Annotated in this window: 29 protein-coding genes; 26 read left to right on the forward strand and 3 right to left on the reverse strand. The window is 35.1% G+C overall.

All coding sequences use genetic code 11. The features are described 5' to 3' along the window. Positions 1–4: 4 nt before the first annotated feature. The 23 genes from CALKRO_RS02515 (at position 5) to dapF (ending at position 22,372) form a co-directional block, all read left to right on the forward strand. Positions 5–262, forward strand: a complete 258-nt coding sequence (locus CALKRO_RS02515; protein WP_237699116.1) for a hypothetical protein — start codon at positions 5–7, stop codon at positions 260–262. Positions 263–280: 18 nt separating this feature from the next. After that, the gene (locus CALKRO_RS02520; RefSeq protein WP_013429551.1) at positions 281–1,129 is read left to right on the forward strand and encodes an AraC family transcriptional regulator; all 849 of its coding nucleotides are present in this window, start codon (positions 281–283) and stop codon (positions 1,127–1,129) included. Positions 1,130–1,348: 219 nt separating this feature from the next. Next, positions 1,349–1,636 carry a co-chaperone GroES gene (locus CALKRO_RS02525; RefSeq protein WP_011916829.1) on the forward strand — a complete coding sequence of 96 codons (288 nt, stop codon included), beginning with the start codon at positions 1,349–1,351 and terminating at the stop codon, positions 1,634–1,636. 32 nt (positions 1,637–1,668) lie between these two features. After that, positions 1,669–3,288: a chaperonin GroEL gene (gene groL / locus CALKRO_RS02530; RefSeq protein WP_013402565.1), complete on the forward strand. Its 1,620-nt coding sequence runs from the start codon at positions 1,669–1,671 to the stop codon at positions 3,286–3,288. Positions 3,289–3,393: 105 nt separating this feature from the next. After that, complete coding sequence (locus tag CALKRO_RS02535) at positions 3,394–4,233, forward strand: Cof-type HAD-IIB family hydrolase (RefSeq protein WP_013429552.1); 840 nt, start codon at positions 3,394–3,396, stop codon at positions 4,231–4,233. Beyond that, positions 4,226–5,353, forward strand: coding sequence for a DUF362 domain-containing protein (locus CALKRO_RS02540; RefSeq protein ID WP_013429553.1), 1,128 nt, complete (start codon positions 4,226–4,228; stop codon positions 5,351–5,353). Before CALKRO_RS02535 ends, CALKRO_RS02540 begins: the two co-directional genes overlap by 8 nt. A gap of 60 nt (positions 5,354–5,413) precedes the next feature. Beyond that, positions 5,414–5,890, forward strand: a complete 477-nt coding sequence (locus tag CALKRO_RS02545) for a chemotaxis protein CheX (RefSeq protein ID WP_013429554.1) — start codon at positions 5,414–5,416, stop codon at positions 5,888–5,890. Positions 5,891–5,919: 29 nt separating this feature from the next. After that, positions 5,920–6,384: a tRNA (uridine(34)/cytosine(34)/5-carboxymethylaminomethyluridine(34)-2'-O)-methyltransferase TrmL gene (trmL, locus tag CALKRO_RS02550; RefSeq protein WP_013429555.1), complete on the forward strand. Its 465-nt coding sequence runs from the start codon at positions 5,920–5,922 to the stop codon at positions 6,382–6,384. Positions 6,385–6,411: 27 nt separating this feature from the next. Continuing rightward, complete coding sequence (locus tag CALKRO_RS02555; protein ID WP_013429556.1) at positions 6,412–7,254, forward strand: DegV family protein; 843 nt, start codon at positions 6,412–6,414, stop codon at positions 7,252–7,254. Between the two features lie 86 nt (positions 7,255–7,340). Continuing rightward, the gene (locus CALKRO_RS02560; RefSeq protein ID WP_013429557.1) at positions 7,341–9,182 is read left to right on the forward strand and encodes a TIGR03960 family B12-binding radical SAM protein; all 1,842 of its coding nucleotides are present in this window, start codon (positions 7,341–7,343) and stop codon (positions 9,180–9,182) included. Continuing rightward, positions 9,169–9,804: a TIGR03936 family radical SAM-associated protein gene (locus CALKRO_RS02565; protein ID WP_013429558.1), complete on the forward strand. Its 636-nt coding sequence runs from the start codon at positions 9,169–9,171 to the stop codon at positions 9,802–9,804. The genes CALKRO_RS02560 and CALKRO_RS02565 overlap by 14 nt, the downstream gene beginning before the upstream one ends. Further along, positions 9,804–11,519, forward strand: coding sequence for an Rne/Rng family ribonuclease (locus CALKRO_RS02570; RefSeq protein ID WP_013429559.1), 1,716 nt, complete (start codon positions 9,804–9,806; stop codon positions 11,517–11,519). Before CALKRO_RS02565 ends, CALKRO_RS02570 begins: the two co-directional genes overlap by 1 nt. Positions 11,520–11,587: 68 nt before the next feature. Then, positions 11,588–12,145: an elongation factor P gene (gene efp / locus CALKRO_RS02575; RefSeq protein WP_013429560.1), complete on the forward strand. Its 558-nt coding sequence runs from the start codon at positions 11,588–11,590 to the stop codon at positions 12,143–12,145. Between the two features lie 103 nt (positions 12,146–12,248). Next, entirely contained in the window at positions 12,249–12,719 is a 471-nt protein-coding gene (locus CALKRO_RS02580) for a CD1247 N-terminal domain-containing protein (protein ID WP_013429561.1), read from the forward strand. A 230-nt stretch (positions 12,720–12,949) separates the two neighbouring features. Then, positions 12,950–14,110, forward strand: a complete 1,161-nt coding sequence (locus CALKRO_RS02585) for a pyridoxal-phosphate-dependent aminotransferase family protein (RefSeq protein WP_013429562.1) — start codon at positions 12,950–12,952, stop codon at positions 14,108–14,110. A gap of 5 nt (positions 14,111–14,115) precedes the next feature. Beyond that, the gene (gene serA, locus CALKRO_RS02590) at positions 14,116–15,711 is read left to right on the forward strand and encodes a phosphoglycerate dehydrogenase (protein WP_013429563.1); all 1,596 of its coding nucleotides are present in this window, start codon (positions 14,116–14,118) and stop codon (positions 15,709–15,711) included. Between the two features lie 54 nt (positions 15,712–15,765). Next, positions 15,766–17,040 (forward strand): DUF1015 domain-containing protein, encoded by a 1,275-nt coding sequence (locus tag CALKRO_RS02595; RefSeq protein WP_013429564.1) that lies wholly within the window; start codon positions 15,766–15,768, stop codon positions 17,038–17,040. A gap of 118 nt (positions 17,041–17,158) precedes the next feature. After that, the gene (locus tag CALKRO_RS02600) at positions 17,159–17,959 is read left to right on the forward strand and encodes a Cof-type HAD-IIB family hydrolase (RefSeq protein ID WP_013429565.1); all 801 of its coding nucleotides are present in this window, start codon (positions 17,159–17,161) and stop codon (positions 17,957–17,959) included. A 184-nt stretch (positions 17,960–18,143) separates the two neighbouring features. Beyond that, on the forward strand, positions 18,144–18,518 hold the full coding sequence (gene speD / locus CALKRO_RS02605) for an adenosylmethionine decarboxylase (RefSeq protein WP_011916845.1): 375 nt from the start codon (positions 18,144–18,146) through the stop codon (positions 18,516–18,518). 365 nt (positions 18,519–18,883) lie between these two features. Further along, positions 18,884–19,807 carry a carbohydrate kinase family protein gene (locus CALKRO_RS02610; RefSeq protein WP_013429566.1) on the forward strand — a complete coding sequence of 308 codons (924 nt, stop codon included), beginning with the start codon at positions 18,884–18,886 and terminating at the stop codon, positions 19,805–19,807. Positions 19,808–19,850: 43 nt separating this feature from the next. Continuing rightward, complete coding sequence (locus tag CALKRO_RS02615; RefSeq protein WP_041741525.1) at positions 19,851–20,120, forward strand: ACT domain-containing protein; 270 nt, start codon at positions 19,851–19,853, stop codon at positions 20,118–20,120. Between the two features lie 31 nt (positions 20,121–20,151). Then, positions 20,152–21,510 carry a PFL family protein gene (locus CALKRO_RS02620; protein WP_013429568.1) on the forward strand — a complete coding sequence of 453 codons (1,359 nt, stop codon included), beginning with the start codon at positions 20,152–20,154 and terminating at the stop codon, positions 21,508–21,510. 25 nt (positions 21,511–21,535) lie between these two features. After that, complete coding sequence (dapF, locus tag CALKRO_RS02625; RefSeq protein ID WP_013429569.1) at positions 21,536–22,372, forward strand: diaminopimelate epimerase; 837 nt, start codon at positions 21,536–21,538, stop codon at positions 22,370–22,372. A gap of 93 nt (positions 22,373–22,465) precedes the next feature. Here dapF and CALKRO_RS02630 read toward each other — a convergent pair whose 3' ends face one another. From CALKRO_RS02630 to CALKRO_RS13735, 3 genes are all read right to left on the reverse strand, one after another. Then, a complete protein-coding gene (locus tag CALKRO_RS02630) occupies positions 22,466–23,035 on the reverse strand; it encodes a hypothetical protein (RefSeq protein WP_013429570.1) in 570 nt (189 codons plus the stop codon). Positions 23,036–23,046: 11 nt separating this feature from the next. Beyond that, positions 23,047–23,745 carry a hypothetical protein gene (locus CALKRO_RS02635; protein ID WP_013429571.1) on the reverse strand — a complete coding sequence of 233 codons (699 nt, stop codon included), beginning with the start codon at positions 23,743–23,745 and terminating at the stop codon, positions 23,047–23,049. Positions 23,746–24,277: 532 nt separating this feature from the next. Further along, positions 24,278–24,442, reverse strand: a complete 165-nt coding sequence (locus tag CALKRO_RS13735) for a helix-turn-helix domain-containing protein (RefSeq protein WP_083789241.1) — start codon at positions 24,440–24,442, stop codon at positions 24,278–24,280. A gap of 279 nt (positions 24,443–24,721) precedes the next feature. On the opposite strand from CALKRO_RS13735, the gene CALKRO_RS02640 reads away from it, so the two are divergent. The 3 genes from CALKRO_RS02640 to CALKRO_RS02650 all read left to right on the forward strand — a co-directional run bounded on the left by CALKRO_RS02640 (position 24,722) and on the right by CALKRO_RS02650 (position 25,836). After that, complete coding sequence (locus CALKRO_RS02640) at positions 24,722–24,886, forward strand: hypothetical protein (RefSeq protein ID WP_167333834.1); 165 nt, start codon at positions 24,722–24,724, stop codon at positions 24,884–24,886. Between the two features lie 57 nt (positions 24,887–24,943). Next, on the forward strand, positions 24,944–25,180 hold the full coding sequence (gene secG, locus CALKRO_RS02645) for a preprotein translocase subunit SecG (RefSeq protein ID WP_013291153.1): 237 nt from the start codon (positions 24,944–24,946) through the stop codon (positions 25,178–25,180). 98 nt (positions 25,181–25,278) lie between these two features. Then, complete coding sequence (locus CALKRO_RS02650; RefSeq protein ID WP_013429573.1) at positions 25,279–25,836, forward strand: HDIG domain-containing metalloprotein; 558 nt, start codon at positions 25,279–25,281, stop codon at positions 25,834–25,836. The last annotated feature ends 3 nt before the right edge of the window (positions 25,837–25,839 follow it).

Consider the following 25,839-nt stretch of genomic DNA (forward strand, 5'->3'; position numbering starts at 1 on the left):
TGCAATGTATTTTGTTACTATTTCAAAGGCTAAAGAAGTTTTACCAAATCTCAATAATACGGTGGACATTTATATTGACAATATTGATAACATTGCAGATGTTCTTTACCAAAATGGAGTTGTTCAAGATAAAGAGTCGTTTGAAAGGTTTATAAAAAGCAAAAATGTGAATTCTAACTTGTTGGTAGGTCAAAGGATAACATTTTCTAAAGCAATGACGTATGAAGAGATTTTTGAAGCGGTATATAAAAGTCATAAGTAAAACAAGCGGGGTTGGAAGATGATAGAAGCAATTAATAAAATTCTGCCCGTAATAGTAAAGACGCTTGAGAGAGTTCATGATAATAGTTGGAAAATGGATTACAATATTCATGACAGTTATGAACTTATATTCATAAAGAAAGGAAACATTGATTTTTGGGTAGAGGAAGAAAAAATTGATCTAAAAGCTGGTGACCTTTTGATAATAAAACCTTTTACAAAGCACAAGTTCGAGGTTATAGGTTCAACCAAGGCTGAGTTTGTTGTAATTGGATTTTATTTAAATCCAGAGAACAAGGCAAAGGTAAATGATCTTAAAGAAATTTATGGTTTTTTAAAAGTTTTAGAAAACACAACAAATAAATTTTATTTTTTTCATGTTCGAAAAAGAAGCAATATTTTCTTTTGCTTAGAATCTATTCTTCGTGAGGCAAAAGAAAGCAAAAATAGTATTCTTCTTTATATAAAATGTTTAGAACTTTTCGTATATATAACACGAGAAGTTGATAGTCTTGAGATGATAAAAAATTACGATTATTCACTGATTGCAAAACATATTAAAGAGTACATTGACAATAACTACATGGAAGACATAAAAATGGGTGATGTTGCAAAGAGGTTTTTCATGTCTGAAAGTAGTCTTTCGAGGATATTTAAAAATCATTTTGGGATTTTGCCAAAGGAATACCTACTTTCAAAGCGAATAGAAAAGGCAAAGGAGTATCTTACCATCTCAAACCTAAAGATTAGCAATATTGCTATGATGTGTGGGTTTTCCTCACTTCAGCGGTTTAACGACATTTTCAAAAAGTACACAGGTCTGAGTCCTACCCAGTATCGAAAGCAAATTTTACAGGATTTTAAGTGAATAGCGGGATATAAAAATAAGAGCAGTAAAGAGAAAATGAGAGTTTGAAGAAGATATTTTTATATTTTCCCATTAAATTCAGCGAAAATTGAATATAGTGTGCTTTTTTTGGGTAAAATCAGACTTGATTAGAAAAGGAAGAATATACTATAGTATTTATTGTGATTAGCACTCATTAAAAGTGAGTGCTAACAAACTTGAAAAAGGAGGGGAAGTTCAATGAAGATAAGACCAATTGGCGATAGGATACTCATCAAATTCAAGGAAAGAGAAGAAGTAACAAAGAGTGGTATTGTTCTTCCAGATACTGTGAAGGAAAAACCACAGATTGCTGAAGTAATCGAGGTTGGTCCTGGTGGAATAGTAGATGGTGAGAAGGTTGAAATGGTTGTAAAGAAAGGTGACAAGGTAATTGTAAGCAAATATGCTGGAACAGAAATTAAGATTGATGGTGAAGAATACACAATAATCAGACAAGATGACGTCTTAGCAATTATTGAAGACTAATTTTGAATTGAAAAAAGGAGGTAGATGTAAAGATGGCAGCAAAGATGATATTATTTGACGAAGAGGCAAGAAGGGCTTTAGAGCGTGGTGTTAACAAGCTTGCAGATACAGTTAAAGTAACACTTGGGCCAAAAGGAAGAAACGTTGTTCTTGAAAAGAAATTTGGTTCACCACAGATTGTAAATGACGGTGTTACAATTGCAAAGGAGATAGAGCTTGAAGACCCATTTGAAAACATGGGTGCACAGATTGTAAGAGAGGTTGCATCCAAGACAAACGACATTGCAGGTGACGGTACAACAACTGCAACAGTTCTGGCACAAGCAATGATAAGAGAAGGTCTTAAGAACATTGCAGCTGGTGCAAACCCAATGATATTAAGGAAAGGTATCCAGAAAGCAGTTGATGTTGTTGTAGAAGAAATTAGAAAGATGAGCAAGAAGGTAAGAGGAAAAGAAGACATCACATATGTTGCTTCAATCTCAGCAGGTGACGAAGAGATTGGCAAACTTGTTGCAGATGCAATGGAAAAGGTAACAAATGACGGTGTTATCACTGTTGAAGAGTCAAAGACAACAGAGACAACTCTTGAGATAGTTGAAGGTATGCAGTTTGACAGAGGTTACATCTCTGCATACATGGTAACAGATACAGAAAGAATGGAAGCGGTACTTGACGACCCATACATCTTGATTACAGATAAGAAAATCTCAACAATCCAAGACATTCTGCCACTTCTTGAACAGATAGTTCAGCAGGGAAGAAAACTTTTGATAATTGCTGAAGATGTTGAAGGTGAAGCATTGGCAACACTGGTTGTAAACAAACTCAGAGGTACACTTCAGTGCGTTGCAGTAAAAGCACCAGGATTTGGTGACAGAAGAAAAGCAATGCTCCAGGACATTGCAATATTAACTGGTGGTCAAGTAATTTCTGAAGAGCTTGGTCTTGACTTGAGAGAGGTAAAACTCAGCCAGCTTGGTCGTGCAAGACAAGTAAAAGTTCAGAAAGAAAATACAATTATTGTTGACGGTGCAGGCGACCCAAGCGAAATCAAGGCGAGAATTCAGTCTATCAAAAAGCAGATTGAAGAGACAACATCTGATTTTGATAGAGAAAAACTTCAGGAAAGACTTGCAAAACTTGCTGGTGGTGTTGCAGTAATTCATGTTGGTGCTGCAACTGAGACTGAACTTAAAGAAAAGAAACTCAGAATTGAAGATGCTCTTGCTGCAACAAAAGCTGCAGTAGAAGAAGGAATTGTACCTGGCGGTGGTACAGCTTTAATTAATGCAATTCCAGCACTTGATAAGCTTATTGAAAGCCTCACTGGCGATGAAAAGACAGGTGCAATGATTGTAAGAAAAGCTTTAGAAGAGCCACTCAGACAAATTGCTGAAAACGCAGGTTTAGATGGTTCAGTTATTGTTAACAAAGTAAAAGAAAGCCCAGCTGGTGTTGGATTTGATGCGCTCAACGAGAGATTTGTTGACATGTTCGAGGCAGGAATTGTTGATCCGACAAAGGTTACAAGAACGGCTATTCAGAACGCTGCATCGGCTGCTGCTATGCTTCTGACAACAGAAGCAGTTGTTGCTGAAAAACCTGAAAAGGAAAAGAATCCGCCAGCTCCAGCACCTGATATGTATTAATCTCAAAAATAAAGGCTGCCATGATTGGCAGCCTTTATTTTTTTTTGATATAATAAATTGTAACAAATTATCTTTAAAATTTATTAAAATAGGTGAAGGCAAAAGATGTACAAACTTATTGCAATTGACCTTGACATGACGCTTTTGGACAAAAATAAAAATATATCTTCGAGAAACAAAAGGGCTATTGAACTTGTAAAACAAAAAGGTGTTCAGATTGTTCTGTGCTCAGGAAGAATCCTCAAAGGAGTGATGTATTTTGCAAAGGTTTTGGGACTTTATGACCAGGTTATTGTTGCCTGCAACGGAGCGATTGTAAGAGACCTGAAGAAGAACAAAGATATCTATTATATTGGTCTTGAAAACTCAAAAAGTTTAGAGATTGCCAGAATTTGCAAAGAAAATGACATCTATTATCATTATTATTTTCAAGATACAATGATAGCAAGAAGGCTTGATTATTCATCCAAATTTTACTACGAAAAGAATAAGGAACTTCCTGAAGAAGAGAGAATTAATATCATAATTGACGATTCTGAAAATACTATTAAAGCTTGCGGTGATTTAATCACTAAATTTGTCATAATTGATAAAGACTTAGAAAAAGTAAATTATGTAAGAAAAATAATAGAAAGTAAGATTCCAGGTATTGAGACCACAAAATCAGACATTAATATTTTAGAAGTTATGAAAGAAGGGGTTAACAAGAAGAGAGCACTTGAATTTGTCATTTCATATTTGGGGATAGCACCTGAGGAAGTGATGGCAATAGGTGACAATGAAAATGACCTTGAGATGGTAGAGTTTGCCGGACTTGGTGTTGCAATGGGGAATGCTATTGAAGAGCTCAAAAAAATAGCTGATTATGTGACAAGCTCTTATGAAAACGACGGGGTGGCAAGAGCAATAGAAAAGTTTGTTTTGGGGGAAACAATTAATGTGTAAAGTTGCGATTGTAAAGTGTGATACATATAACCTGCAGGATGTGAAGGAGGCAATTTTAAAGGGTATAAACCTAATAGGTTATGAAATTCCGAAAAAAGATTGTGTGCTTGTAAAACCGAATCTTCTTATGAAAAAAAACCCTGAAGATGCTGTTACCACCCATCCTTCTATTGCTCAGGCAACTGTGGAAATTATTAAAGAAAAAGCAAGCAAGATTATAATAGCTGACAGTCCAGGTGGACCGTATACCAAAAAGAGGCTTGAAAGTATATATCAAGCTGCAGGAATTAAAGTACTTGAAAAGCTTGAAAATGTTTATTTGAACTATGATACATCTTACAAAGACCTTAGTATTGAAACTACAACTTTTAAAAAACTTTCGTTGATATCCCCATACTTTGAAAGCCAGGGGATCATAAATCTTCCAAAACTTAAAACCCATCAGATGGCAGTCTACACAGGTGCTGTAAAGAACTTATTTGGGCTTGTCCCAGGTGGGCAGAAAGCTGAGATGCATTTTAGATTCCAAGATGTCAGAAGGTTTATGGAGATGCTACTTGAAATCTTAACGGTAGCAAAGCCAATGCTAAATATTATGGACGGCATTGTTGCAATGGAAGGGGAAGGACCGTCAGCAGGAAAACCCAAAGAGCTTGGTATTTTGCTAATATCCGAGGATGCAATTGCTTTGGATTATGTGGCTTGTAAGATTATTGGGCTTGACATAAAAGATGTTCCTCTTTTGGAGGTGGCGAATGAAAAAGGACTTTTAAATCCTGATAAGGTTGAGATTGTTGGTGAGAGGATTGAAGATGTTGCTCCATCAAGTTTTGAACTTGTCTTAAGACCCGAGATATCTTTTGTTAAAGGAAGGCTTCCACAATTTTTGGCAAGGTTTTTGGATAATTTTCTTTCACCAAGACCAATTTTCGACATAAATATTTGTATAGGTTGTGCAGAGTGTTTCAATGCATGTCCTGCTCAGGCTATTGAGATGAGAAGCAGGAAAGCATATGTTGATTTGAAAAAGTGTATAAGGTGTTATTGCTGTCATGAACTTTGTCCTGCAAAGGCTATAAAAATCAAAAGATCATTTTTATTTGAGAAAATACTAAAATGATGAAAGGAGGAAAGTCTTGTATTCTGCCAAATAAAGTGGCAGGGTGACAAGGCAAATAAAATGGCAAGTGTAAATGTTGAGTACATCAATCCGTTTATTCAGGCGAGCCAGCAAGTACTAAAACAGGTTGCAAACATTGACTTTAAGCTTGGGAAAGTGTACATTAAAGAACCCACATACAAAGTTGATCAGGTTGTTGTTATAATTGGAATGACAGGTAATATCAAAGGACAGGTAAACTTCTGCATGTCAATTGAGACAGCAAAAAAAATTGCCTCAATGATGATGGGGGGTTTTCCTGTATCGGACTTTGATGAACTTGCAAAAAGTGCGATTGGCGAGATGGCAAATATGATTATGGGTAACACTTCAACACTGTTTTCACAAAAGGGACTGAAGGTTGAGATAACACCCCCTTCAATTTTAATAGGTGAGAACATGACGCTCAGCACATCAAAAATGATAAACATATGTGTGCCACTTTTACTTGACAACGGTGATAAAATTGATATGGATGTTGCGTTCATGGAAAACTAAATTAAAAAAGGGGGCTTTTTCTCTATATCATGCCAATAAATATAGTACTGCATGAACCTGAAATTCCATACAACACAGGAAACATTGCGAGAACGTGTGCATGTACAGGAAGCAAGCTCCATCTTATAGAGCCTCTTGGTTTTTCATTGGAAGACAAGTACTTGAAAAGAGCAGGGCTTGACTACTGGCAGTATTTGGATGTGAAAATCTACAAGGATTTAAACGACTTTTTTGAGAAAAATAGAGGAGCAAACATATTCTATTTTTCTACCAAAGGCAAACAATATTATACCCAGGCGCCATATGAAGACAATTGCTACCTTATGTTTGGGAAAGAAACAGCTGGTCTTCCTCAGTGGCTTATTGAACAGAACATACACAGGACTTACAGAATACCTATGATAAGCGATGTGAGGTCTTTAAATCTTTCAAATTCGGTTGCTATTGTTTTATATGAAGCTCTTAGACAGCTTGGTTTTCCTAATCTGGTGTAGTCCACAGAGATAAAAGGGGGATTTTGGATGGGTGTTACTATAGTTACAGATTCGACATGTGATTTGAGTCCTCAGATGCTAAATGAATTTGGTATCAAAATGGTACCATTAAAAGTTTTTTTTGAAGATGAAGTTTATAAAGACTGGGTAGAAATTACACCTGAAATGTTTTACGAAAAATTAGCATCATCAACAGTTCTTCCAAGAACGTCTCAGCCAAGTCCGGAAGAGTTTTTGGATGTATTTAAACAAGAGATTGAAAATGGTAATGAAGTTGTGTCAATTCATCTTTCTTCAAAATTATCAGGGACTTATAATTCTGCTTGTTTGGCTAAGGATATGTTAGATCCTCAAAAGATTTTTGTTATTGATGGAAAAAGCGCATCGATTGGTACAGGAGTTTTAGCTATTTTGGCTAAAAGGTTAGCAGAGAAAGGTATGCCAGCAAAAGATATAGCTTCATTGATAATACAAAAAACAAATACTATAAGACATATTTTTGCAGTTGAAACCTTAGAATATCTTAAAAAAGGTGGAAGAATATCACCTGCGAAAGCAACGATAGGAAATATATTAAACATAAAACCTATACTTCACATAGTTGATGGAGTTGTTGAGCCGCTTGACAAAGTAAGGGGCATGAAAAGAGCTTTGCCAAGAATAATTGAAGAGGTAAACAAAAAAGGATTAGACCTTAAAAATCAGGTTTGTGGTTTTTGTTATGCTGGTGATTTAAGTGAAGCTGAAGAACTTATAAATGCGATAAAACAAGAACTTTCGCCTGGAGAACTTATAGTAACTCAAATAGGTAGTGTAATAGGCACATATGTTGGACCAGGGACGTTTGCGTTTATTTTCTTTGAGGAATAATAAAATTTAAGATTTTAAGCTTTTCAGCTACAGGGTAGCCTGTAGCTTATTGTATTTTTAATATAAAGAAGAGGTGTAAGACAAAAGTGATTGTAAAAGACAAGGTATTTAAACTGCTCTATGATGTTGAAAAACCGGGAAGATATATCGGCAACGAAATAAATATGGTAAAAAAAGATCCTGAAAAGGTAGATATAAGGTTTGCATTTTGCTTTCCGGATGTGTACGAGATTGGTATGTCTAACTTGGGTCTCAAAATATTGTATCATCTTTTGAATGAAAGAGAAGATGTATACTGCGAAAGGGCTTTTATGCCATGGGTAGATATGCAGAAGAAGATGAAAAAAGAGGGAATAAAACTATTTTCACTTGAAACTTTTACTGAACTTGATAGATTTGATATAATAGGATTTTCTCTTTCATATGAAATGAGCTATACAAATGTTTTGAAGATGCTTGAACTTGGTGGTCTTCCTCTTGAAAGTCAAAAAAGAGAAAAAGGAATGCCAATTGTAATTGCAGGAGGTCCGTGTACGTACAATCCAGAACCTCTATGGGAGTTTATAGATGTGTTTGTTATTGGTGAGGGTGAAGAGGTCATTTTGGAGATTATTGACCTTTATAAAAGATATAAATTTTCTAATATGACAAAGGAAGAGTTCTTACATGAATGTGCGGCTATTGAAGGATGTTACGTTCCTTCACTTTACAATGTAGAGTATAACCCCGATGGAACTATAAAGTCTATAGTACCTGTATCAGAAAATGTACCAGCAAGAGTAAAAAAGAGAATTGTAAAAGATTTAGATACAAGCTATTTTCCAACAAAGATGATAACACCTCTTATAGAAGTTGTTCATGATAGAATAACCTTGGAAATTTTCAGAGGTTGTGCAAGAGGGTGCAGGTTTTGCCAGGCAGGTATAATATACAGACCTGTTAGGTTCAGAAAGGCAGAAAAGGTTTTACAGTATGCAAAAGAACTTGTTGAAAATTGTGGGTGTAATGAGATATCGCTTGTATCCCTCAGTACAAGTGACTATCCGAATATAGATGAACTTGCAAGGGAAATTTTGAAGTTTGCAGAGGACAAAAAGGTAAACATTTCTTTGCCATCTTTGAGGCTTGACACGACATCTTTAGACCTTTTAAAAGAAGTTGAAAAGGTAAGGAAACCTACACTGACCTTTGCACCCGAGGCAGGAACACAGAGACTAAGAGATGTTATAAATAAAAATATAAAAGAAGAAGATATATACTCTACAGTCAGACTTGCATTTGAAAGAGGGTTTCAAAATATAAAACTCTATTTCATGCTTGGACTTCCTCTTGAAAAAGATGAAGATGTAATGGGAATATACACAATAGCAAAGAATATAAGGGAGATTTACAAAGAACTTGGATTTAAAAAGAGAATAAGAATAACAGTGTCCACGTCCTTTTTTGTACCAAAACCACACACGCCCTTTCAGTGGGAAGCGCAGGATAGTATTGAAAACATGCAAAGAAAGATGAAACTTTTAAAGGAGAATCTCAAAAAGGTAAAGGATGTTGAGTATAGCTGGCATGATTTTTATCTTAGCAAACTTGAAGCGGTACTTTCGCGGGGTGACAGAAGGCTTTCTAAGGTGATTAAAAGAGCAGTTGATCTTGGTTGCCAGTTTGACGACTGGGGCGAGTTTTTTGACTTTTCAAAATGGGAAAAAACATTCCAGCAAGAAAACATCGACTGGAGGTTTTACTCTGATCGAAAAAGAAGTTTTGATGAGGTTTTGCCATGGGACATTATAGATACTGGCGTGACCAAAGAGTTTTTAAAAAGAGAATGTCTTTTAGCATATGAGGGAAAAACTACAAGTTCGTGTTTTGATAGATGTACAGGTTGCGGTGTAGCTTCTTTTCGAGGGGGAATTTGTGTTGACAAATAAGTATAGATTTTACTTTTCACGTGATTTGCCTGCAGCGTTTATATCCCATCTTGACATGACAAGGTTATTTGAAAGGTTATTTAGAAGGTTGAATATAAAGCTTAAGTTTACACAAGGATTCAACCCACACCCAAAGATAGTTTTTATTCTTCCAATGCCAGTTGGGCTTTGTTCAAAAGAAGAGATATTTGAGGTTGAGTGCGAGCAGGAACTTGATATCAGTATCATTGAGAATTTCAACAAAATATTACCAGAAGGATTAAAAATATTGAAAGTTGAGCTGGCTACTGATAAAATACAAGTAAGTGATATGTATTATCAATGTTTTGTTGAAGCTGAGGAAGAATTTTGTAAGTACTTTGATGAATTTATGAAAAAAAACCCTGCTATAAAAAAAGAGAAGGAAGGTAAAGTAACAGTAAAGAAAATTTTTGATTTTATTTTGAGCTATGAATGTGAAAAAGAAGAGAAAGCTATAAAAATAAGTTTTCATATAAATGTTTTGAATGGAAGCTATATAAAACCAGAAGATATATTAAGAGAGTTTTCGCAAGAGTATAATATTGAGTGTAAGATTGTGAGGGTTGAAAGGGTAAAAGTTAACTATAAAAGGGTGATATAATGCAAAGTGAGATTATAGTTGATGTAAGTTTTAACCAAACAAGGGTTGCTGTTTTGGAAGACAAAGAACTTGTCGAGATTTACATCGAGAGGGAAGACAGTCAAAGCATAGTAGGGAATATCTATAAAGGGGTTGTTGAAAACATTCTGCCTGGTATGGATGCAGCTTTTGTCAATATTGGTCAGGAAAAAAATGCTTTTTTGTACCTTGGCGATGTGAACAGGCTTGAATTTGGAGATACTGATGAGTATTATGAAATAAAAACAAATCCGCTTGCTCTGAGGTGTGGTCAGGAGATAGTTGTGCAGGTAATAAAGGAAGGGTATGACCAGAAAGGACCAAGGGTTACCACAAACATAACGTTGCCAGGAAGGTACTTAGTTCTTTTGCCATGCACAGAATATGTTGGTGTTTCAAAAAGGATTGAGAGTGAAGAAGAAAGGCAGAGACTTAAAGAGATAGCCTGCAGGATAAGACCTGAGGGAATGGGTTTGATTGTCAGAACTGCGGCAGAAAGCAAGAGTGAAGAGATTTTAAAAAGCGAACTTGAGTTTTTAAAGAATATGTGGAAAAAAATAAGACAGAAAAGCTGTCAGAGCGCTCCTGTTCTTCTTTACAAAGACTATGACCTTGTGTTCAAAGCTGTAAGAGACATGTTTACTAATCAGGTTGACAGGTTTGTTATAAACGATAGGAAAAAATATAACAAGATAATAGAGTTTTTATCCTCTTATGCCCCAAGCTTGAAGAGTAAAGTTGAGTATTTTAACCTCGCAACAAATATATTCGAATATTTTCAGATAGAACAAAAGCTTTCAAAAGCTTTATCAAAAAGAGTGTGGCTCAAAAGTGGTGGGTATATAGTAATAGATGAGACAGAGGCATTGACTGTAATTGATGTCAACACAGGAAAGTATGTTGGCAAGACTGATGTTGCAGAAACAATCTTAAAGACAAATCTTGAAGCTGCACAGGAGATTGCAAGGCAGCTAAGGCTCAGAGATATTGGCGGAATAATCATAATTGACTTTATTGATATGAAAAATCCAGATCATCAGAAGATAGTTTTAGATGCTTTGAAAGAGGCTCTCAAAAGAGACAAGACAAAAACAGTGGTTGTTGACATAACGCCGCTTGGGCTTGTTGAGATGACAAGAAAAAAGGTAAGACAGCGACTTTCATGTGTTATGCAATCAAACTGTCCTTACTGTGAGGGTACAGGTAAGATTTTATCTCCTGAGAGCGTCGCGTTTAAAGTTTTGAAAGAGATTGAGTGGTATTGCAAAAACAAGGTAGAAGACAAGTTCTTTGTTGAAATTAACACAAAAGTATGTGAGATTTTAAGAAAGGGTGAAATTGACAGGATAAAAGATCTTGAGCAAAAGTACAAAAAGAAAATCTATATCAAAGCTTCTTCAAATATTCACATAAATAAGTTTACCATATGCCCTGTAAAGGATGAGGACCATTACATGGCGTTGTGTGGCTGGCTTTGTGAAGGAGATGAGGTTTTGGCGTTTGTTGAGGAGGAAGACAGGTTCAATCCGAAAAATGCAATTGGGTATGTAAACCAGAATAGAATAGAGCTTGATGATGCAGCTGACCTTGTTGGCAAGTATATCTATGCAAAGATTGAAAAGGTGTATGGAACACTTTCAAAAGGAAAGATTTTAGATGTATATGAGGTTGATAAAGAGGATGTAAAAGAGTTTTAATTTGGTTGAAAAAAATATGTTATTTTTGATAAAATAGAAGAGCAAAATTTTAAATCGGAGGGAAGCTGATGGTTGAGGCAGGCGATTTTCGAAGAGGATTAACAATAGAGTATGAAGGTCAGATATTTCAGGTAATTGAATTTTTACACGTAAAACCTGGCAAGGGCGCAGCTTTTGTTAGGACAAAACTTAAAAATATAAAGACAGGTGCTGTGATTGAAAAGACATTCAGACCGGATGAGAGAATGCCTCTTGCTCACATTGAAAGAAGAGAGATGCAGTACCTTTACAACGACGGTGAGCTCTACTATTTCATGGACACCCAGACATACGAGCAAATTGCGCTAAATCAAGAGATGGTTGGTGATGCACTCAAGTTTGTAAAGGAAAATATGACAGTTACAGTTCTTTCTCACAATGGAGTTGTATTTGGAGTTGAACCACCAAGATTTGTGGAGCTTGAGGTAATTGATACAGAACCGGGCTTTAAAGGTGATACTCAAACTGGTGCAACAAAACCAGCGAAGGTTGAAACAGGCGCTGTAATACAGGTTCCACTTTTTATAAATGTTGGCGATAAAATTAAGATTGATACATCGACAGAAGAGTATCTGTCGCGAGTGTAATTGATTTGACATTTTTCTATTATATGCTTTGTGTATAAACTATTTTTTATGGGTAAATATTATGTATAGACAAGGTTATTCTGTGTTGTAGGAGGATACTTTAATGGAAAATTTATATGAAAAGGTTGCATACTTGAGAGGGCTTGCAGAGGGTCTGGGCGTAAATGAGGATTCAAAAGAAGGAAGGCTTCTTCTGAGTATCATTGATGTGCTTGACGAGTTTGCAGATGCAATAAATGAGCTTGACGTCAAGCAAGCAGAGCTTGAAGATGTTGTTGATTCAATTGACGAGGATTTGGAAAAGTTAGAAGATGAAGTGTATGAAAATTATGATGAGGATTATGATGACTACTACGATGATGAAGATGACGAAGACTTGGTGGAAGTGACCTGTCCAAACTGCAAGGTAACATTTTATTTAGAAGAAGACGAGTACTTAAACGAGGACGAGATTGAATGCCCTAACTGCAACGAAATAATATATCTTGACGAACTTGAAGAAGAGTTTGACGATGAAGAAGACGATGATGAGTATGAAGACGAAGTAGATGATGAGGACAAAAAAGATAAATAAAGATTATATTAATAAAGAAAGAAGGTTTTAGCCGGTGCTTCTTGCCGGCTTTTTGTTTATATTACCAATTATTTGTTGCAAGGGGTTGTTATAAATAAACAAAAACATTCTGCTTTTATATGTTTAAAATGTATAATAATAAGATTGTCAAATTATTGACATTGTCAGACGCATTAGATATAATCAACTTAAAACAAATTGAGTTTGTTTGAAAGGGGTAGAGTTTAAATATGAGAAAACCAAAACTTTTGATGACACCTGGTCCAACTCCGCTTCCACCTGAGGTTATTTCTGCCATGTCGCAACAGATTATTCACCATCGCACAAAAGAATTTGGTGAAATCTTTTCAAGAGTGAATGAAAATCTAAAAAAGGTGTTCCAGACAAAAAACAATGTTTTAACATTTGCAGCATCAGGAACAGGTGCAATGGAAGCAAGCGCTGTCAATTTCTTTTCTGAAGGCGACACCGTTTTGGTTGTCTCAGTAGGGGTTTTTGGGGATAGATTTATAAATATATGCAAGACATTTGGTCTGAATGTGATTGAAAAGAAGTATCAATATGGTGACGTTGCGAATATTGATGAGATAATTGAAATTATTGAATCTAATAAAGACATAAAAGGTGTGTTTATAACACACAACGAAACATCAACAGGTGTTACAAATCCTATTGAGAAACTTGCAAGGTATCTAAAAAATACCGACAAGATATTAATTGTTGATGCAGTCAGTTCACTTGGTGCAATTGATTTAAAGACAGATGAGTGGGGCGTTGATGTAGTTGTTACAGGTTCTCAGAAAGCTTTGATGTCCCCTCCAGGACTTGCTTTTGTCTCTGTATCAGAAAAAGCTTGGGAGTTTTACAAAACGTCAAAACTTAGAAAGTTTTACTGGGACTTTAAAAAGTATCAGGACAATCTTTTGAAAGAAAGCCAAGATACACCATTCACTCCAGCTGTTACATTAATCAGAGCTGTTGATGCAGGACTTAGACTAATTTTAGATTATGGACTTGAAAACAATTTTAAACGTCACACACGTCTTGCACATCTTACTCAGCTTGCAGCTGAAAAACTCAATTTAGAGCTTTTGCCAAAGAAAGAATACTCATCTGCGGTAATTACTGCAATCAAGTCACCAGAGGGTGTGGATATAGAAAAGGTAAGAAAGATAATGAATCAGAAATATGATATAATGGTAACAGGGGGGCAGGCTACTTTAAAAGGGAAGATTATAAGAATAGGTCATATGGGATATGTGGATGAGTTTGATTTACTCAAAACAATAGAATGTTTTGAACTTGCGCTTTTAGAAGTAGGATACAAAAACTTTGGAGTTGGCGAGGCAACAAAAGCAGTCCTTCAGGAAATTGCTAAGGAGGTAAGGTAAATAAAATGAAGGTCTTGGTGACTGAAAGAATCGCAAAAGAAGGTATAGATATTTTAAAAAATGAAGGCATTGAAGTTGATGAGAAGGTAGGACTATCTCACCAAGAAATTTGCAATATAATTGGTGAATATGATGCTTTAATTGTCAGAAGTGCAACAAAAGTAAATGAAGAGATGATAAAATGTGGCAGGAACTTAAAAGTAATTGCAAGAGCTGGTGTGGGTATTGACAATGTGGATGTAGAGGCTGCAACAAAACAGGGAATAATTGTTGTCAATGCTCCGGATGGTAACATTATGGCAGCTGCCGAGCTCACAATTGGTCTTATATTTAGTATATTCAGATACATTCCACAGGCGTACATGTCTTGCAAGCAGGGCGATTTTAGAAGAAACAAATTCAAAGGTGTTGAGCTTTACGAAAAGACAGCAGGAATAATCGGGTTTGGCAAGATAGGAGCGCTTGTTGCAGAAAGACTCAAAGCTTGCGGAATGAGGGTTATTGCGTATGATCCATATGTTTCTGATGAAAAGTTCAAAAAATATGGTGTTGAAAAAGTTGATTTTGAAACACTTTTGAAAGAATCCGACCTTATCACTATTCATACACCAAAGACGAAAGAGACATATAACCTTATTTCTGAAAAAGAGTTCAAAAAGATGAAGAAAGGTGTAAGAATTGTTAACTGTGCACGTGGCGGTGTAATAAACGAAAATGATCTTTACAATGCGATAAAAGAGGGTATAGTGGCAGCAGCAGCACTTGATGTTCTTGAAAAAGAACCAAACTTTGAGCTTGAAAAGCAAGAATATCATAACCCTCTTTTAGAACTTGACAATGTGGTAATAACACCTCATCTTGGAGCATCTACCCAGGAAGCTCAGGTAAACGTTGCTGTATCTGTCGCAAGAGAGGTTGCAGCGGTGTTAAAAGGTGGTATTGCTAAGAATGCTGTCAATCTTCCTGCGTTTGAAAAGGAAAAACTTGAAGAAACTATGCCATATTTAGAACTTGCTGAGGCAATGGGCAAGATTTTTATCCAGGCAGAAAGGGCTTTTGCCAATAAAATCGAAATTGTGTACAGCGGTCAGATAGATGAAAAAGCAACAACATGGCTCACACGTGCACTTTTAAAAGGCTATCTTGAATTTTCAGTACAGGACACTGTCAACTATGTAAATTCCCAGCTATTGGCAAAAGAACAGGGAATTGAGGTAATTGAGAGTAAAACAGAAGAAGCAGGCAAATTTAAAAATATGATAACTGCAAGGTTTACTACAAGCGAGAAAGTTTTAGAACTTTCTGGAACAGTTTATAACAACGAGGGCAGAATCATAGATTTCTTTGGCTACAAAGTTGATTTCAAGCCAGAAAAATATATGCTTCTTATTCAGAATATAGATAAACCTGGTATGATAGGGAAAATTGGTACAATTGTCGGTGAATATGGAATCAATATTGCTACAATGCAAGTGTCCAGAAACAAAAAAGGCGAGAAAGCTGTTATGGTATGTGAGATAGACGGTGAGCTACCTGATGAGGCTGTAGAAAAGTTAAAAAATACTGATGGTATTTTAAGGGTAACAATGGCAAAGCTGTAATATGGTTTTTGTATGGAAATGGAAAATATAAAGTAGAAAGGGTTATGGAGAAGGATGGCTAACATCAAAGGTTTTAGAGGTTTGAGATATTCGCCTGAAATTGAACTTGACAAGTGCATATGTCCTCCTTATGATATTATTTCTGAAGAGGAAAGAGAGGAACTCTACAGAAAAAGTGAATACAACATAATCCGAGTTGAGTTTGGGAAAGAGTATGAGAATGATAACCAGGAAAATAACAAGTTTACCCGTGCAAAAGAATATTTGGATAACTGGATAAAACAGGGAATTTTAAAATTTGACTCAAATGATTGCATTTATGTTCTTGAACAGGAATTTGAGGTGGATGGGAAGAAATATGTTCGCACAGGACTGATTGTGGTTCTTGAACTTGTTGAATTTGAAAAGGGTATAGTTATACCTCATGAATTTACACTTTCAAAACCTAAGCAAGAAAGACTTGAGCTTATGCGAAAGACACATGCTAATATCAGCAGCATATTTGGGCTTTATGAAGATAAGACAAAAGAAATTAAAGAGATTCTGGATAGAATAAAATCGAAAAAAGAAGATGTTTCTTACAATGGTATTGGCACATTTGAAAGAATGTGGGTTGTATCTGGCAGTGATACAATTGAAAAATTGAGGCAGCTTTTTTATGATAAGAAGATATTTATTGCAGATGGTCACCACAGGTATGAAACAGCCCTTGAATACAAAAAAGAGATGGAACAAAAAGAGGGCAAACGAGATGATGCAGATTATAACTACATAATGATTACACTTACAAGCTTAGAAGACCCGGGAATAGTTATTTTACCCACACACAGGATTGTTCTTTCAACAGATATTGAAGAAGATATATTCGTGGAAAAGTTAAAAGCAGATTTTGAGGTTGAGCAAGGAGATTACAAAAGATTAAAAGAGAAATTAGAAGCAAAGAAGAAATATGCGTTTTTGGTTTACACATATAACCATAACTTTTACCTAATAACTTTAAAAGAACCTGAAAACTCCTTAAGAGAAATTGAGGGAAGTAAAGCTTATAAAAATCTTGATGTTGTGATATTGCAAAAACTTGTTTTAAATAAAGTACTTGAAATTACAGATGAGGACATTCTTTATCAAAGAAATATAAAGTATACCAAGTCTGATAAGGAACTGATAGAAACAGTAAAAAAAGGTGCCAAATACGGATTTATTTTGAATCCAACCCTTGTTGAGGAATTAAAAGATGTATCTTTAAGTGGCGAAAAAATGCCTCAAAAGTCCACATACTTTTATCCAAAACTTATGACAGGAAATGTAATGTATGTTCATTTAAAGTAAAAGTTTTTATAAAACAAAAATGGTTTGGGTGTTGATATCTTGAACAGCAATGTTCAGGTTTCAATATCCAAACCGTTTTTTGTATTTTTTCATGAATAAAGAAAGGAGAAATTAAAAGATGATAAAACTTGTAGCAACAGACCTTGATGATACGTTGCTGTCAAAAGACTTAACAATAACTGAGAAAAATTTAAACGCTATAGAGTTTTTAAAGAAAAACGATATTATTTTAATATTAGCTTCAGGAAGACCATACCCTTCTGTTAAAAATGTGGCGTATGAACTTGAGAATTTTTACCCAATGATAACATACCAGGGTGCACTTGTTTATGACCCAAAAACTGACCAGAAGCTTTATGGTTGTGAAATTAGCCCAGATAGTGCAAAAGAACTTGTAAGGCTTGCAAAAGATGAAGGAATTCATGTTCATATTTACATTGACAATATATGGTATGTTGAAGCTATGAACGAAAAGACTGAATACTATAGAAATCTTACAAAGCTTGAGCCCTGCATAGTTAAAAATTTACTTGAATTCATCGACAGACCTGTCACAAAGGTTTTGTTTTTTGATGAACATGAAAGATTAAAAGGTTTGAAAGAAAGTCTTCCAGATGATTTTTCGAAGAAATTCAACATAATGTTTTCAAAACCCTTCTTCTTGGAATTTACAGATGTCAATGTTTCAAAGGGGAATGCTCTTAAGTTTTTAACCGAGTACTACGGTTTGAAAAGAGAAGAGGTTATGGCAATTGGTGATGGTGACAATGATATTTCAATGATTGAATATGCAGGGATAGGTGTTGCTGTTGAAAATGCAGTTGAAAAGCTAAAAGAAGCTGCTGACTTTGTTGTTGCAAGGAGTGATGATAGCGGTTTTGCACAGGCTATAGAAAAAGTATTCAACGTTCATTTTTAAAATTTCAATCATATAATAGGATAAGAAAGAGAAAAACAGAGATTTTAATAAGAAAACGAGAGCTAATTTAAAAATTTAAAGGAAAATGATATTTTTTAAAAAAATATATTGACTTTTGAAAAAATTTTGCTAAAATAAATTCTGTTACTTGAAAAGAGTAAATTCCAAGAAGGAGGTAGGGAAGATGCACGCATTGGGCAGGCACATAATAGCAGAGCTTTACGGGTGTGACAAGGAAGTGCTCAACAACCGCGAATTGATTGAAAAAATAATGGTAGAATCAGCATTAAAAGCAGGTGCAGAGGTAAGAGAAGTAGCGTTCCACAAGTTTTCACCACAGGGTGTAAGCGGTGTTGTTGTAATTTCAGAGTCACACCTGACAATCCACACATGGCCGGAGCTTGGCTATGCAGCAGTTGATGTATTTACATGCGGTGAAAGAGTTGATCCATGGCAAGCATGCAATTACATTACAGAAATGCTCAAAGCAAGCCACATGACAACTACAGAGGTAAAAAGAGGTTTGTTCGAACAACCTGTCAAGGTAGCAAACCTGTAATAATACCTCCTTTTTGTTGATGGTATAGAAGGTAGTGTTAAAGTTTTGAAGGGATGTGGAACTGGGAACTCTATAAAGGAGGATATACCTTTTTAAATTGTATTACATTTTGAGGTTTTTGATGTATGAAACAATACAAAAAGGGAAAAATATTTAACAGAAAGACCCCCTTTACTTAAATAAAAATATTTTTGGTGCACAGATTAAACTTTCTGTGCACCAATTTTTTTATTGTTCTGCTATCTCAAGCCATGTTCAAAAGACCAAAGTACATGTCAAAGAGTTTTATCTTTTTCTTCACTTCTGAATATTAAATGTTCTATAATATTGTTATACTTAATAAGAATAAAGGGGGCTACTAATTTTTGAAAGTTGTCTGCTACGGAGAGGTTTTAATAGATTTTTTGAATGTAAAAGGTAATCTGTTTGAAGCAAACCCAGGCGGTGCACCGGCAAATGTTGCAGCAGCAGTTGCAAAGTTTGGAGGAAAATCGTATTTAATCTCACAGGTTGGAAATGATATATTTGGAAAAATGATTATAGATAGCCTTTCTGCCTGTGGTGTTGATATTTCAAATGTTAAAATGACAGATGAGTATTTTACGACACTTGCGTTTGTAAAGCTTGATAGCAGGGGTGAAAGGTCTTTTTCGTTCTCAAGAAAATATGGTGCAGATGTTTACCTAAAAGTAGAAGATATTGATATTAATATAGTAAAGTCAGCTGATATATTTCACTTTGGCTCACTTTCAATGACATATGAGCAAAACAAAAGAACCACCTTAGAGCTTTTAAAGATTGCAAGACAAAGTGGCAGCACAATCTCATATGACCCAAACTACAGAAGTAGCCTGTGGGAAAGCCAAAAAAAGGCTTTAGATACTATGATCGAACCTGTTGAGAATGGGTTTGTTGATATTTTGAAGATGTCCGAGGAAGAGGTTTTGTTATATGAAAAGGATGTAAATGATTTTTATAACCGAATAAAAGACAAGGTAAAGATTTTCCTTGTGACACTTGGCGAGAAAGGTAGCATGGTTTTCTTTAAAGGAAAGTCATATTTTGTTGATACAATAAAGGTTGATGTTGTTGATACAACTGGGTGTGGAGACTGTTTTGTCGGCATGGTTTTACATGAAATCTCAAAGTCTTTGCCAATTGAAAATCTATCAGAAGATGAAATTGTGAATATTGTAAAAAAAGCGAACATAGCAGGGGCTCTGTGTGCAACCAAAAAAGGTGCTATTCCTGCAATTCCTGAGTACAATCAAGTTTTAGAAAGGCTTTGAAGTCCAAAAAACTTTATTATAAAAACTTTTGGAGGAAAGAATGATGAGAGCAATAATAACAGTTGTTGGTAAGGATAAAGTTGGTATAATTGCAGCAATCTCGAGCTTACTTGCTCAGAACAATGTAAATATTCTTGATATAAGCCAGACAATTATGCAGGGGTTTTTTACTATGATAATGCTTGTTGACCTTCAAGATTGCAAATTGAAGTTTTCTGAACTGAAAGATCTTCTCATAAAAAGAGGGCGGGAGATTGGCGTTGATGTAAATATGCAGCACGAAGACCTTTTCAATAGCATAAACAGAATATAGTAATTTTTCTTTTTGAGGAGATGAAAGCAGAATGTTCACATCACAGGAGATAATTGAAACTATTAATATGGTAAAGCAGAGCAATTTGGATATTCGAACAATCACAGTGGGGATAAACCTTTTTGATTGTAGCTCTGACATTCCCCAGAGGTTTATTGATAACATGAGAAAAAAGATTATAAAATATGCGGGGAATCTCAAAAATGTGGCAAATGAGATTGAGGATATGTTTGGACTTCCAATTGTCAACAGAAGGGTTGCGCTAACACCTATTTCTCTTTTGACCTTTTCTTATTCATATGAAGATCTCATAGAAGTTGCGCTTGCCATTGATGAGATTGCCAAAGAGCTTGAGGTTGATCTGATAGGTGGTTACTCTGCGGCTGTTCACAAAAGCTATGATGAAAATACTAAAAAATTCATATCTTCTATCCCAGATGCATTGGCCTCAACAGATAGACTATGTTCTTCGGTTGACGTTGGTACAACAAGGGCGGGTATTAACCTTGATGTGATTGCACATCTTGGGTTTATAATAAAAGATATTGCACAAAAAACAAAGGACAAAGACAGTTTTGGATGTGCAAGGTTTGTTGTGTTTGCAAACGCACCAGATGACAATCCTTTTATGGCAGGTGCGTTTCATGGGACAGGCGAGGGAGATAGCGCAATAAATGTAGGAATCTCAGGTCCCGGTGTTGTAAAAAGGGCTTTGGAAGAGAAAAAATATGCGTCAATTGATGAGATTTATGAGACAATAAAAAAGATGGCATTTAAAATAACAAGGGCTGGTCAGCTTGTTTTGCAGTATGCAAGCAAAAAGCTCCAAATTCCAGCCGGGATTGTAGATTTGTCGCTTGCACCAACACCGAAGGTTGGAGATAGCATTGCAGAGATACTTGAAGAGATAGGACTTGAAAAGGTTGGCGGGTATGGCACCACATTTGCTTTGGCACTTTTGAACGATGCTGTAAAAAAGGGCGGAGCGATGGCTGCAACATTTACAGGTGGACTTTCTGGAGCATTTATACCTGTATCAGAAGACTCTGGAATGGTAAGGGCTGTTGAGGCAGGGACACTCTCTTTAGAAAAACTTGAGGCAATGACAAGTGTGTGCTCTGTTGGTCTTGACATGATTGTTGTGCCAGGTGATGTAGAAGCTGAAGTTATCTCTGCTATGATTGCAGATGAGATTGCAATTGGCGTTTACAACAACAAAACAACAGCTGTGCGCGTAATTCCTGCATATGGTAAAAAAGAAGGGGATGAGGTCAACTTTGGTGGACTTTTGGGAAGATCAAAGGTGATGAGTGTCAACAGAAGTTCACCAAAAAGACTAATTGAACGTGGAGGAAGAGTTCCACCACCTATAATTTCGCTCAGAAACTAATAGTTTTTAAAAGGGGGACAAGAAAATGCTTTTTTCTAAGATGCACGGGCTTGGAAATGACTTTATTGTAATAGATGCAAGAGGCAAAGAGGATATAGATTATAACTTGCTTGCAAAGAGGATGTGTCATCGGCACATTGGTGTTGGAGCAGACGGTTTGTTGCTTGTTTTAGATTCGAAGCTTGCTGATATCAGGATGAGAATTATAAACTCAGACGGGTCTGAAGCTGAGATGTGTGGAAATGGAATTCGGTGTTTTGCAAAATATGTATTTGAAAGGGGAATTGTAAAAGCTACTAAATTCAAAGTTGAAACATTGGCAGGAATAATTGAACCTGAGCTATTTATAAACGAATATGGACTTGTTGATAAAGTTAAAGTGAATATGGGAAAGCCCAGCTTTAAAAGAAAAGATATACCAATGCAAGGCGACCCAAAAAGTGATGCCATAAATACATCTATTGTAGTTGATGGCAATGAATACAGAATTACATCTCTTTTGATGGGTGTTCCGCACACTATTTTGTTTGTTGACGATTTAGAAAAGGTAGACATTTATACTTTAGGACCTAAAATAGAAAAGCATGAGATATTTCCAAGGAAAACAAATGTCAATTTTGTTCAGGTGATTGACAAGAATAATATAAAAGTGAGAACTTGGGAAAGAGGTGCAGGGGCTACATTTGCATGCGGCACTGGTTCTTGTGCTTCTGTGATAGCAGCAAACTTAAATGGACTTACAGAAAGAAAAGCAAATGTCCACCTTTATTTTGGAATTCTTGAAATAGAGTGGCGAGAAGACGGTATAGTTTTTATGACAGGACCTGCCGAGGAGGTTTTTGTTGGGGAATATTTGGATTAAAGATTATTTTTAGAAATTACAAGACAAAAAGCTCCCTGTTCTTGGCTGTATGTAAGATATAAATAAAAGCTAATGCCAAGAAAGGGAGCTTTTCTATGTGTTAATATTGAACATATAAAGTATTCCTTTTTCTGCATCGTAGATTGCCAAATAAAAATCATATGAATAAAGGTTGTCAAGAATTTTAATATCAAGGTTTTCATAATCTATAAGCTTTGCTGTTAAAACCGACCTGTCACCAACTGCTCTCCAAAATCCTTTGGAAATTTTAGGAAGACAAACTTTTTTCGCAAATCCTATTCTTTCTAAAGTATTGCACGGTGAATCTTGTACTTTTCCGCCATACATAAGTATTTGATATGCAGGGTTTAAGGGTAGTTTTTTCCAATTTTTTTGTTTTGCGATATATGAAGTAAAACTTTTCCTTCCGTCAGTAGTAAAAACAAATTTATAAAGTTTCATGCCATCATTGTGAAAACTACCGTAGTCATCATACATTTTTTCTGACACAGTACCTTTTGGAAGTCTTATGTTAAAAGTTTTTTCAAATTCTTTCACACCACTGTCTTGCAAAGATAGAAGTTTAAATGAGAAGACAGTGATTAGAAAGATGGTTAGAAATAAACCCAAAATAATTGTTGAAAAAATAAAAAATTTTTTCATAATTTGTTCACCTACTGTTCTGATAAAGTTATTATTACACTAATAGGATGTAACACATGTGTTTGCTGACATAGCCAAGCCCAATTATTAACAATATTAGTAAAAAGATCATTGTAATTATTATCATATGCAAAATCAAATGTATCTAAAATTGTTATAGTATAAATGGACAGTAATCCTTTACTTGATTTAATATTTACTTTGTGTAGTGCATAAAATAAATCTGCGTTATCGCTTTTGCTAAATGTGATTGAATTTGGTATTTTACTGTCAGACTTTAGTTTTGAAATATAATCTTTGTATACTGATATTGTTCTAATTTTATTTATGAATAAACCTTCACCACATTCGGAGTATGGAATATTTTTTACGGAAAATTCGACAAGAGTAGCTGCACACGGATAACCGTAGTTTCTTGCAATTTGTGCTGCGGCAAGCCATGCTAATTGAATAGAATTATACTGTTCTACAGAGACAGTTTGAAGAATTGAGGTTTGACTCGTTTTTGAGTTAGAATAGGATGTAGCAATGTTATTTATAAAATTATTTAGTTCTTCATTTGACATTTTTTCAAAGACTTCGTGTGCATTCTCATAAGTTATTTGAAAATTTCCTTCTGACTCTGCGAATACTTTTGATGGCAAGAAAAGTAGTGTAATTAAGGTTAGGCAAATAATTATGACTAGTGTTTGGAAACGCCTATTATTCATTATTAATCATCCTCCAGTGATAAGTTTTATTCATTACAGAAAGAAAAAAGAAAATTTTTAGCCAATTATTGGAAATAACATGGTTTATCATCTCCTTTTAATAAATAAAGTAACTATAACTAAATTGTATCAAAAAGACATAAAAAATTCAATAGTTTTTTCAATAGCTAATGTTTGGTAAAGTATAAATTTTGTTGTATTATAACAGATATATTCTTAAATGTTTTTTTGCAACATTTCTTTAACATTTATTAGTTCCTAAATTGCAATATTAAATGCAACACTTTTTTAAAATGAACTGGAAATTGTAATTTGATTAGGACAGCGACTGTGTATGATATTAGTTGCTAATATATGCCAGCTTACCTACAAGGAAACTGGAGCTGCCATATTGTGTTATATATTCTTCTATTTAGGTAGCTCATGCTTTTATCAGAAGCTTCTCTAACACCATCTTCTGCGAATTTTACAAATTCTTCTACTTCTAAAAGTTTATATTACCTCCCACACTTTGATCTGTTCTTCTCATATACTACCTCACCTGTCTCAGCAAAATATTTTTCATATGTGCTAAGATTTTTTTTATTTGAACTGTTGTACTTCTTTCCATCTCACGTAAAATTGTGCTTGGGTTTGTCCCTAATTTTCTTGCTATCTCTCTTATGCTAAACTTCAACTCTAAAAGCTTTTCTATCATTTCCTCTCTCTGCTTCACTTAAGTATTTAAATTTTCTTTTCTTTGTGGTATTATTATCATAGGCCATAGCTTCAAACCTTCTCTTGTGTATGGTTTTGTCTTTTTATACTGCCATCATACACAGTTTGAAGCTGTGGCTTTAATATTTTCTTCCCCCTGTTGCATTTAATTTTACAACAAACAGTTGAAGTAAACCTCTTCATTTTGATTGAATTTTTCTTATCTTGTGATATAATTTTAATATGGTTTTTATGGCTTTTTGCAAGGAAGGTGAATGTATTGAAAGTCTTCTATGTTAAGATTGAATACAAAGATGGAAGAAAGGTAGAAGATATCTTTCTTACAAACGCTAAGGCAAAAGAGATGTGTGATTTACTTTTAGGTGAGGACAAAGAGGGAGCTATCAAACTTGTTGAGACAAAGTGCAGAGAAGTGGATTTATAAATTTAATCTGTAAATCTTACAAGTCAATACAAATTTTTTAGGAGGTTTTAAAACACAATGGCAAAGATAATTTTAACCGTGTTGGAACTTCTTTTAGCAATTGCACTTATAATTGTTGTGCTTTTGCAGTCTGGCAAGAGTGCAGGACTTTCTGGTTCAATTGCAGGTGGAGCTGAAACATTTTTTGGAAAGTACAAGGGAAGAACTCTTGATGCTATGCTTGGAAGATACACATGGATAATTGCAGCAGCGTTCTTTGTTGTATCAATAGTTTTGTTCTTTGTAATAAAGTAAAACCTGAGGTTGAATGTCAACCTTGGGTTTTTATTTTAACCATAAATGTTCACAATATCTTACAAAACGCTAAATACAAAAGGAGGAAAGTTTTAAAAATGAGCATTACACGTGAAGTTGCGCTAGAAGAGCTCAAGAAGAGAATAAAGACACAGAATCTTTTCAAACATTGTCTGGCTTGCGAGGCTATCATGCGCGAGCTTGCATGCTATTTTGAACAGGATATGGACAAGTGGGGGATTTGTGGGCTTGTTCATGATATAGATTATGAAGATACCAAAAATGACCCTAATGCACACAGCTTAGTTGGTGCAAAAATTTTGGAGGATTTGGGGTTTGACAAGGACATTGTGTATGCTGTGAAGGTTCACAACGACGCACATGGTCTTCCAAGACTTTCACTTTTGGATAAAGCTCTTTACTGTGTTGACCCAACTTCAGGTTTTATTGTTGCAGGTGCGCTGATTCTACCATCAAAAAAACTTTCGGATGTGACAGTGCCGTTTTTATTAAACAGATTTAATGAAAAAAGCTTTGCAAAGGGTGCAAACAGAGAACAGATGAAAGCATGTTCTGAACTTGGACTTGAACTTGAAGAATTTTTGGGAATAGCCCTTAAAGCTATGCAAAAAATATCTAATGATCTTGGATTGTAAATT

The sequence above is a fragment of the Caldicellulosiruptor kronotskyensis 2002 genome, assembly GCF_000166775.1.
Taxonomy (GTDB): Bacteria; Bacillota; Thermoanaerobacteria; order Caldicellulosiruptorales; family Caldicellulosiruptoraceae; genus Caldicellulosiruptor; species Caldicellulosiruptor kronotskyensis.

Bases quoted from the DNA above. Each gene is read 5' to 3' on its own strand.
- CALKRO_RS02515 (WP_237699116.1), top strand. From the start codon at position 5: ATGTATTTTGTTACTATTTCAAAGGCTAAAGAAGTTTTACCAAATCTC.
- CALKRO_RS02520 (WP_013429551.1), top strand. From the start codon at position 281: ATGATAGAAGCAATTAATAAAATTCTGCCCGTAATAGTAAAGACGCTT.
- CALKRO_RS02525 (WP_011916829.1), top strand. From the start codon at position 1,349: ATGAAGATAAGACCAATTGGCGATAGGATACTCATCAAATTCAAGGAA.
- groL (WP_013402565.1), top strand. From the start codon at position 1,669: ATGGCAGCAAAGATGATATTATTTGACGAAGAGGCAAGAAGGGCTTTA.
- CALKRO_RS02535 (WP_013429552.1), top strand. From the start codon at position 3,394: ATGTACAAACTTATTGCAATTGACCTTGACATGACGCTTTTGGACAAA.
- CALKRO_RS02540 (WP_013429553.1), top strand. From the start codon at position 4,226: ATGTGTAAAGTTGCGATTGTAAAGTGTGATACATATAACCTGCAGGAT.
- CALKRO_RS02545 (WP_013429554.1), top strand. From the start codon at position 5,414: ATGGCAAGTGTAAATGTTGAGTACATCAATCCGTTTATTCAGGCGAGC.
- trmL (WP_013429555.1), top strand. From the start codon at position 5,920: ATGCCAATAAATATAGTACTGCATGAACCTGAAATTCCATACAACACA.
- CALKRO_RS02555 (WP_013429556.1), top strand. From the start codon at position 6,412: ATGGGTGTTACTATAGTTACAGATTCGACATGTGATTTGAGTCCTCAG.
- CALKRO_RS02570 (WP_013429559.1), top strand. From the start codon at position 9,804: ATGCAAAGTGAGATTATAGTTGATGTAAGTTTTAACCAAACAAGGGTT.
- efp (WP_013429560.1), top strand. From the start codon at position 11,588: ATGGTTGAGGCAGGCGATTTTCGAAGAGGATTAACAATAGAGTATGAA.
- CALKRO_RS02580 (WP_013429561.1), top strand. From the start codon at position 12,249: ATGGAAAATTTATATGAAAAGGTTGCATACTTGAGAGGGCTTGCAGAG.
- CALKRO_RS02585 (WP_013429562.1), top strand. From the start codon at position 12,950: ATGAGAAAACCAAAACTTTTGATGACACCTGGTCCAACTCCGCTTCCA.
- serA (WP_013429563.1), top strand. From the start codon at position 14,116: ATGAAGGTCTTGGTGACTGAAAGAATCGCAAAAGAAGGTATAGATATT.
- CALKRO_RS02595 (WP_013429564.1), top strand. From the start codon at position 15,766: ATGGCTAACATCAAAGGTTTTAGAGGTTTGAGATATTCGCCTGAAATT.
- CALKRO_RS02600 (WP_013429565.1), top strand. From the start codon at position 17,159: ATGATAAAACTTGTAGCAACAGACCTTGATGATACGTTGCTGTCAAAA.
- speD (WP_011916845.1), top strand. From the start codon at position 18,144: ATGCACGCATTGGGCAGGCACATAATAGCAGAGCTTTACGGGTGTGAC.
- CALKRO_RS02615 (WP_041741525.1), top strand. From the start codon at position 19,851: ATGAGAGCAATAATAACAGTTGTTGGTAAGGATAAAGTTGGTATAATT.
- CALKRO_RS02620 (WP_013429568.1), top strand. From the start codon at position 20,152: ATGTTCACATCACAGGAGATAATTGAAACTATTAATATGGTAAAGCAG.
- dapF (WP_013429569.1), top strand. From the start codon at position 21,536: ATGCTTTTTTCTAAGATGCACGGGCTTGGAAATGACTTTATTGTAATA.
- CALKRO_RS02630 (WP_013429570.1), bottom strand. From the start codon at position 23,035: ATGAAAAAATTTTTTATTTTTTCAACAATTATTTTGGGTTTATTTCTA.
- CALKRO_RS02635 (WP_013429571.1), bottom strand. From the start codon at position 23,745: ATGAATAATAGGCGTTTCCAAACACTAGTCATAATTATTTGCCTAACC.
- CALKRO_RS13735 (WP_083789241.1), bottom strand. From the start codon at position 24,442: ATGATAGAAAAGCTTTTAGAGTTGAAGTTTAGCATAAGAGAGATAGCA.
- secG (WP_013291153.1), top strand. From the start codon at position 24,944: ATGGCAAAGATAATTTTAACCGTGTTGGAACTTCTTTTAGCAATTGCA.
- CALKRO_RS02650 (WP_013429573.1), top strand. From the start codon at position 25,279: ATGAGCATTACACGTGAAGTTGCGCTAGAAGAGCTCAAGAAGAGAATA.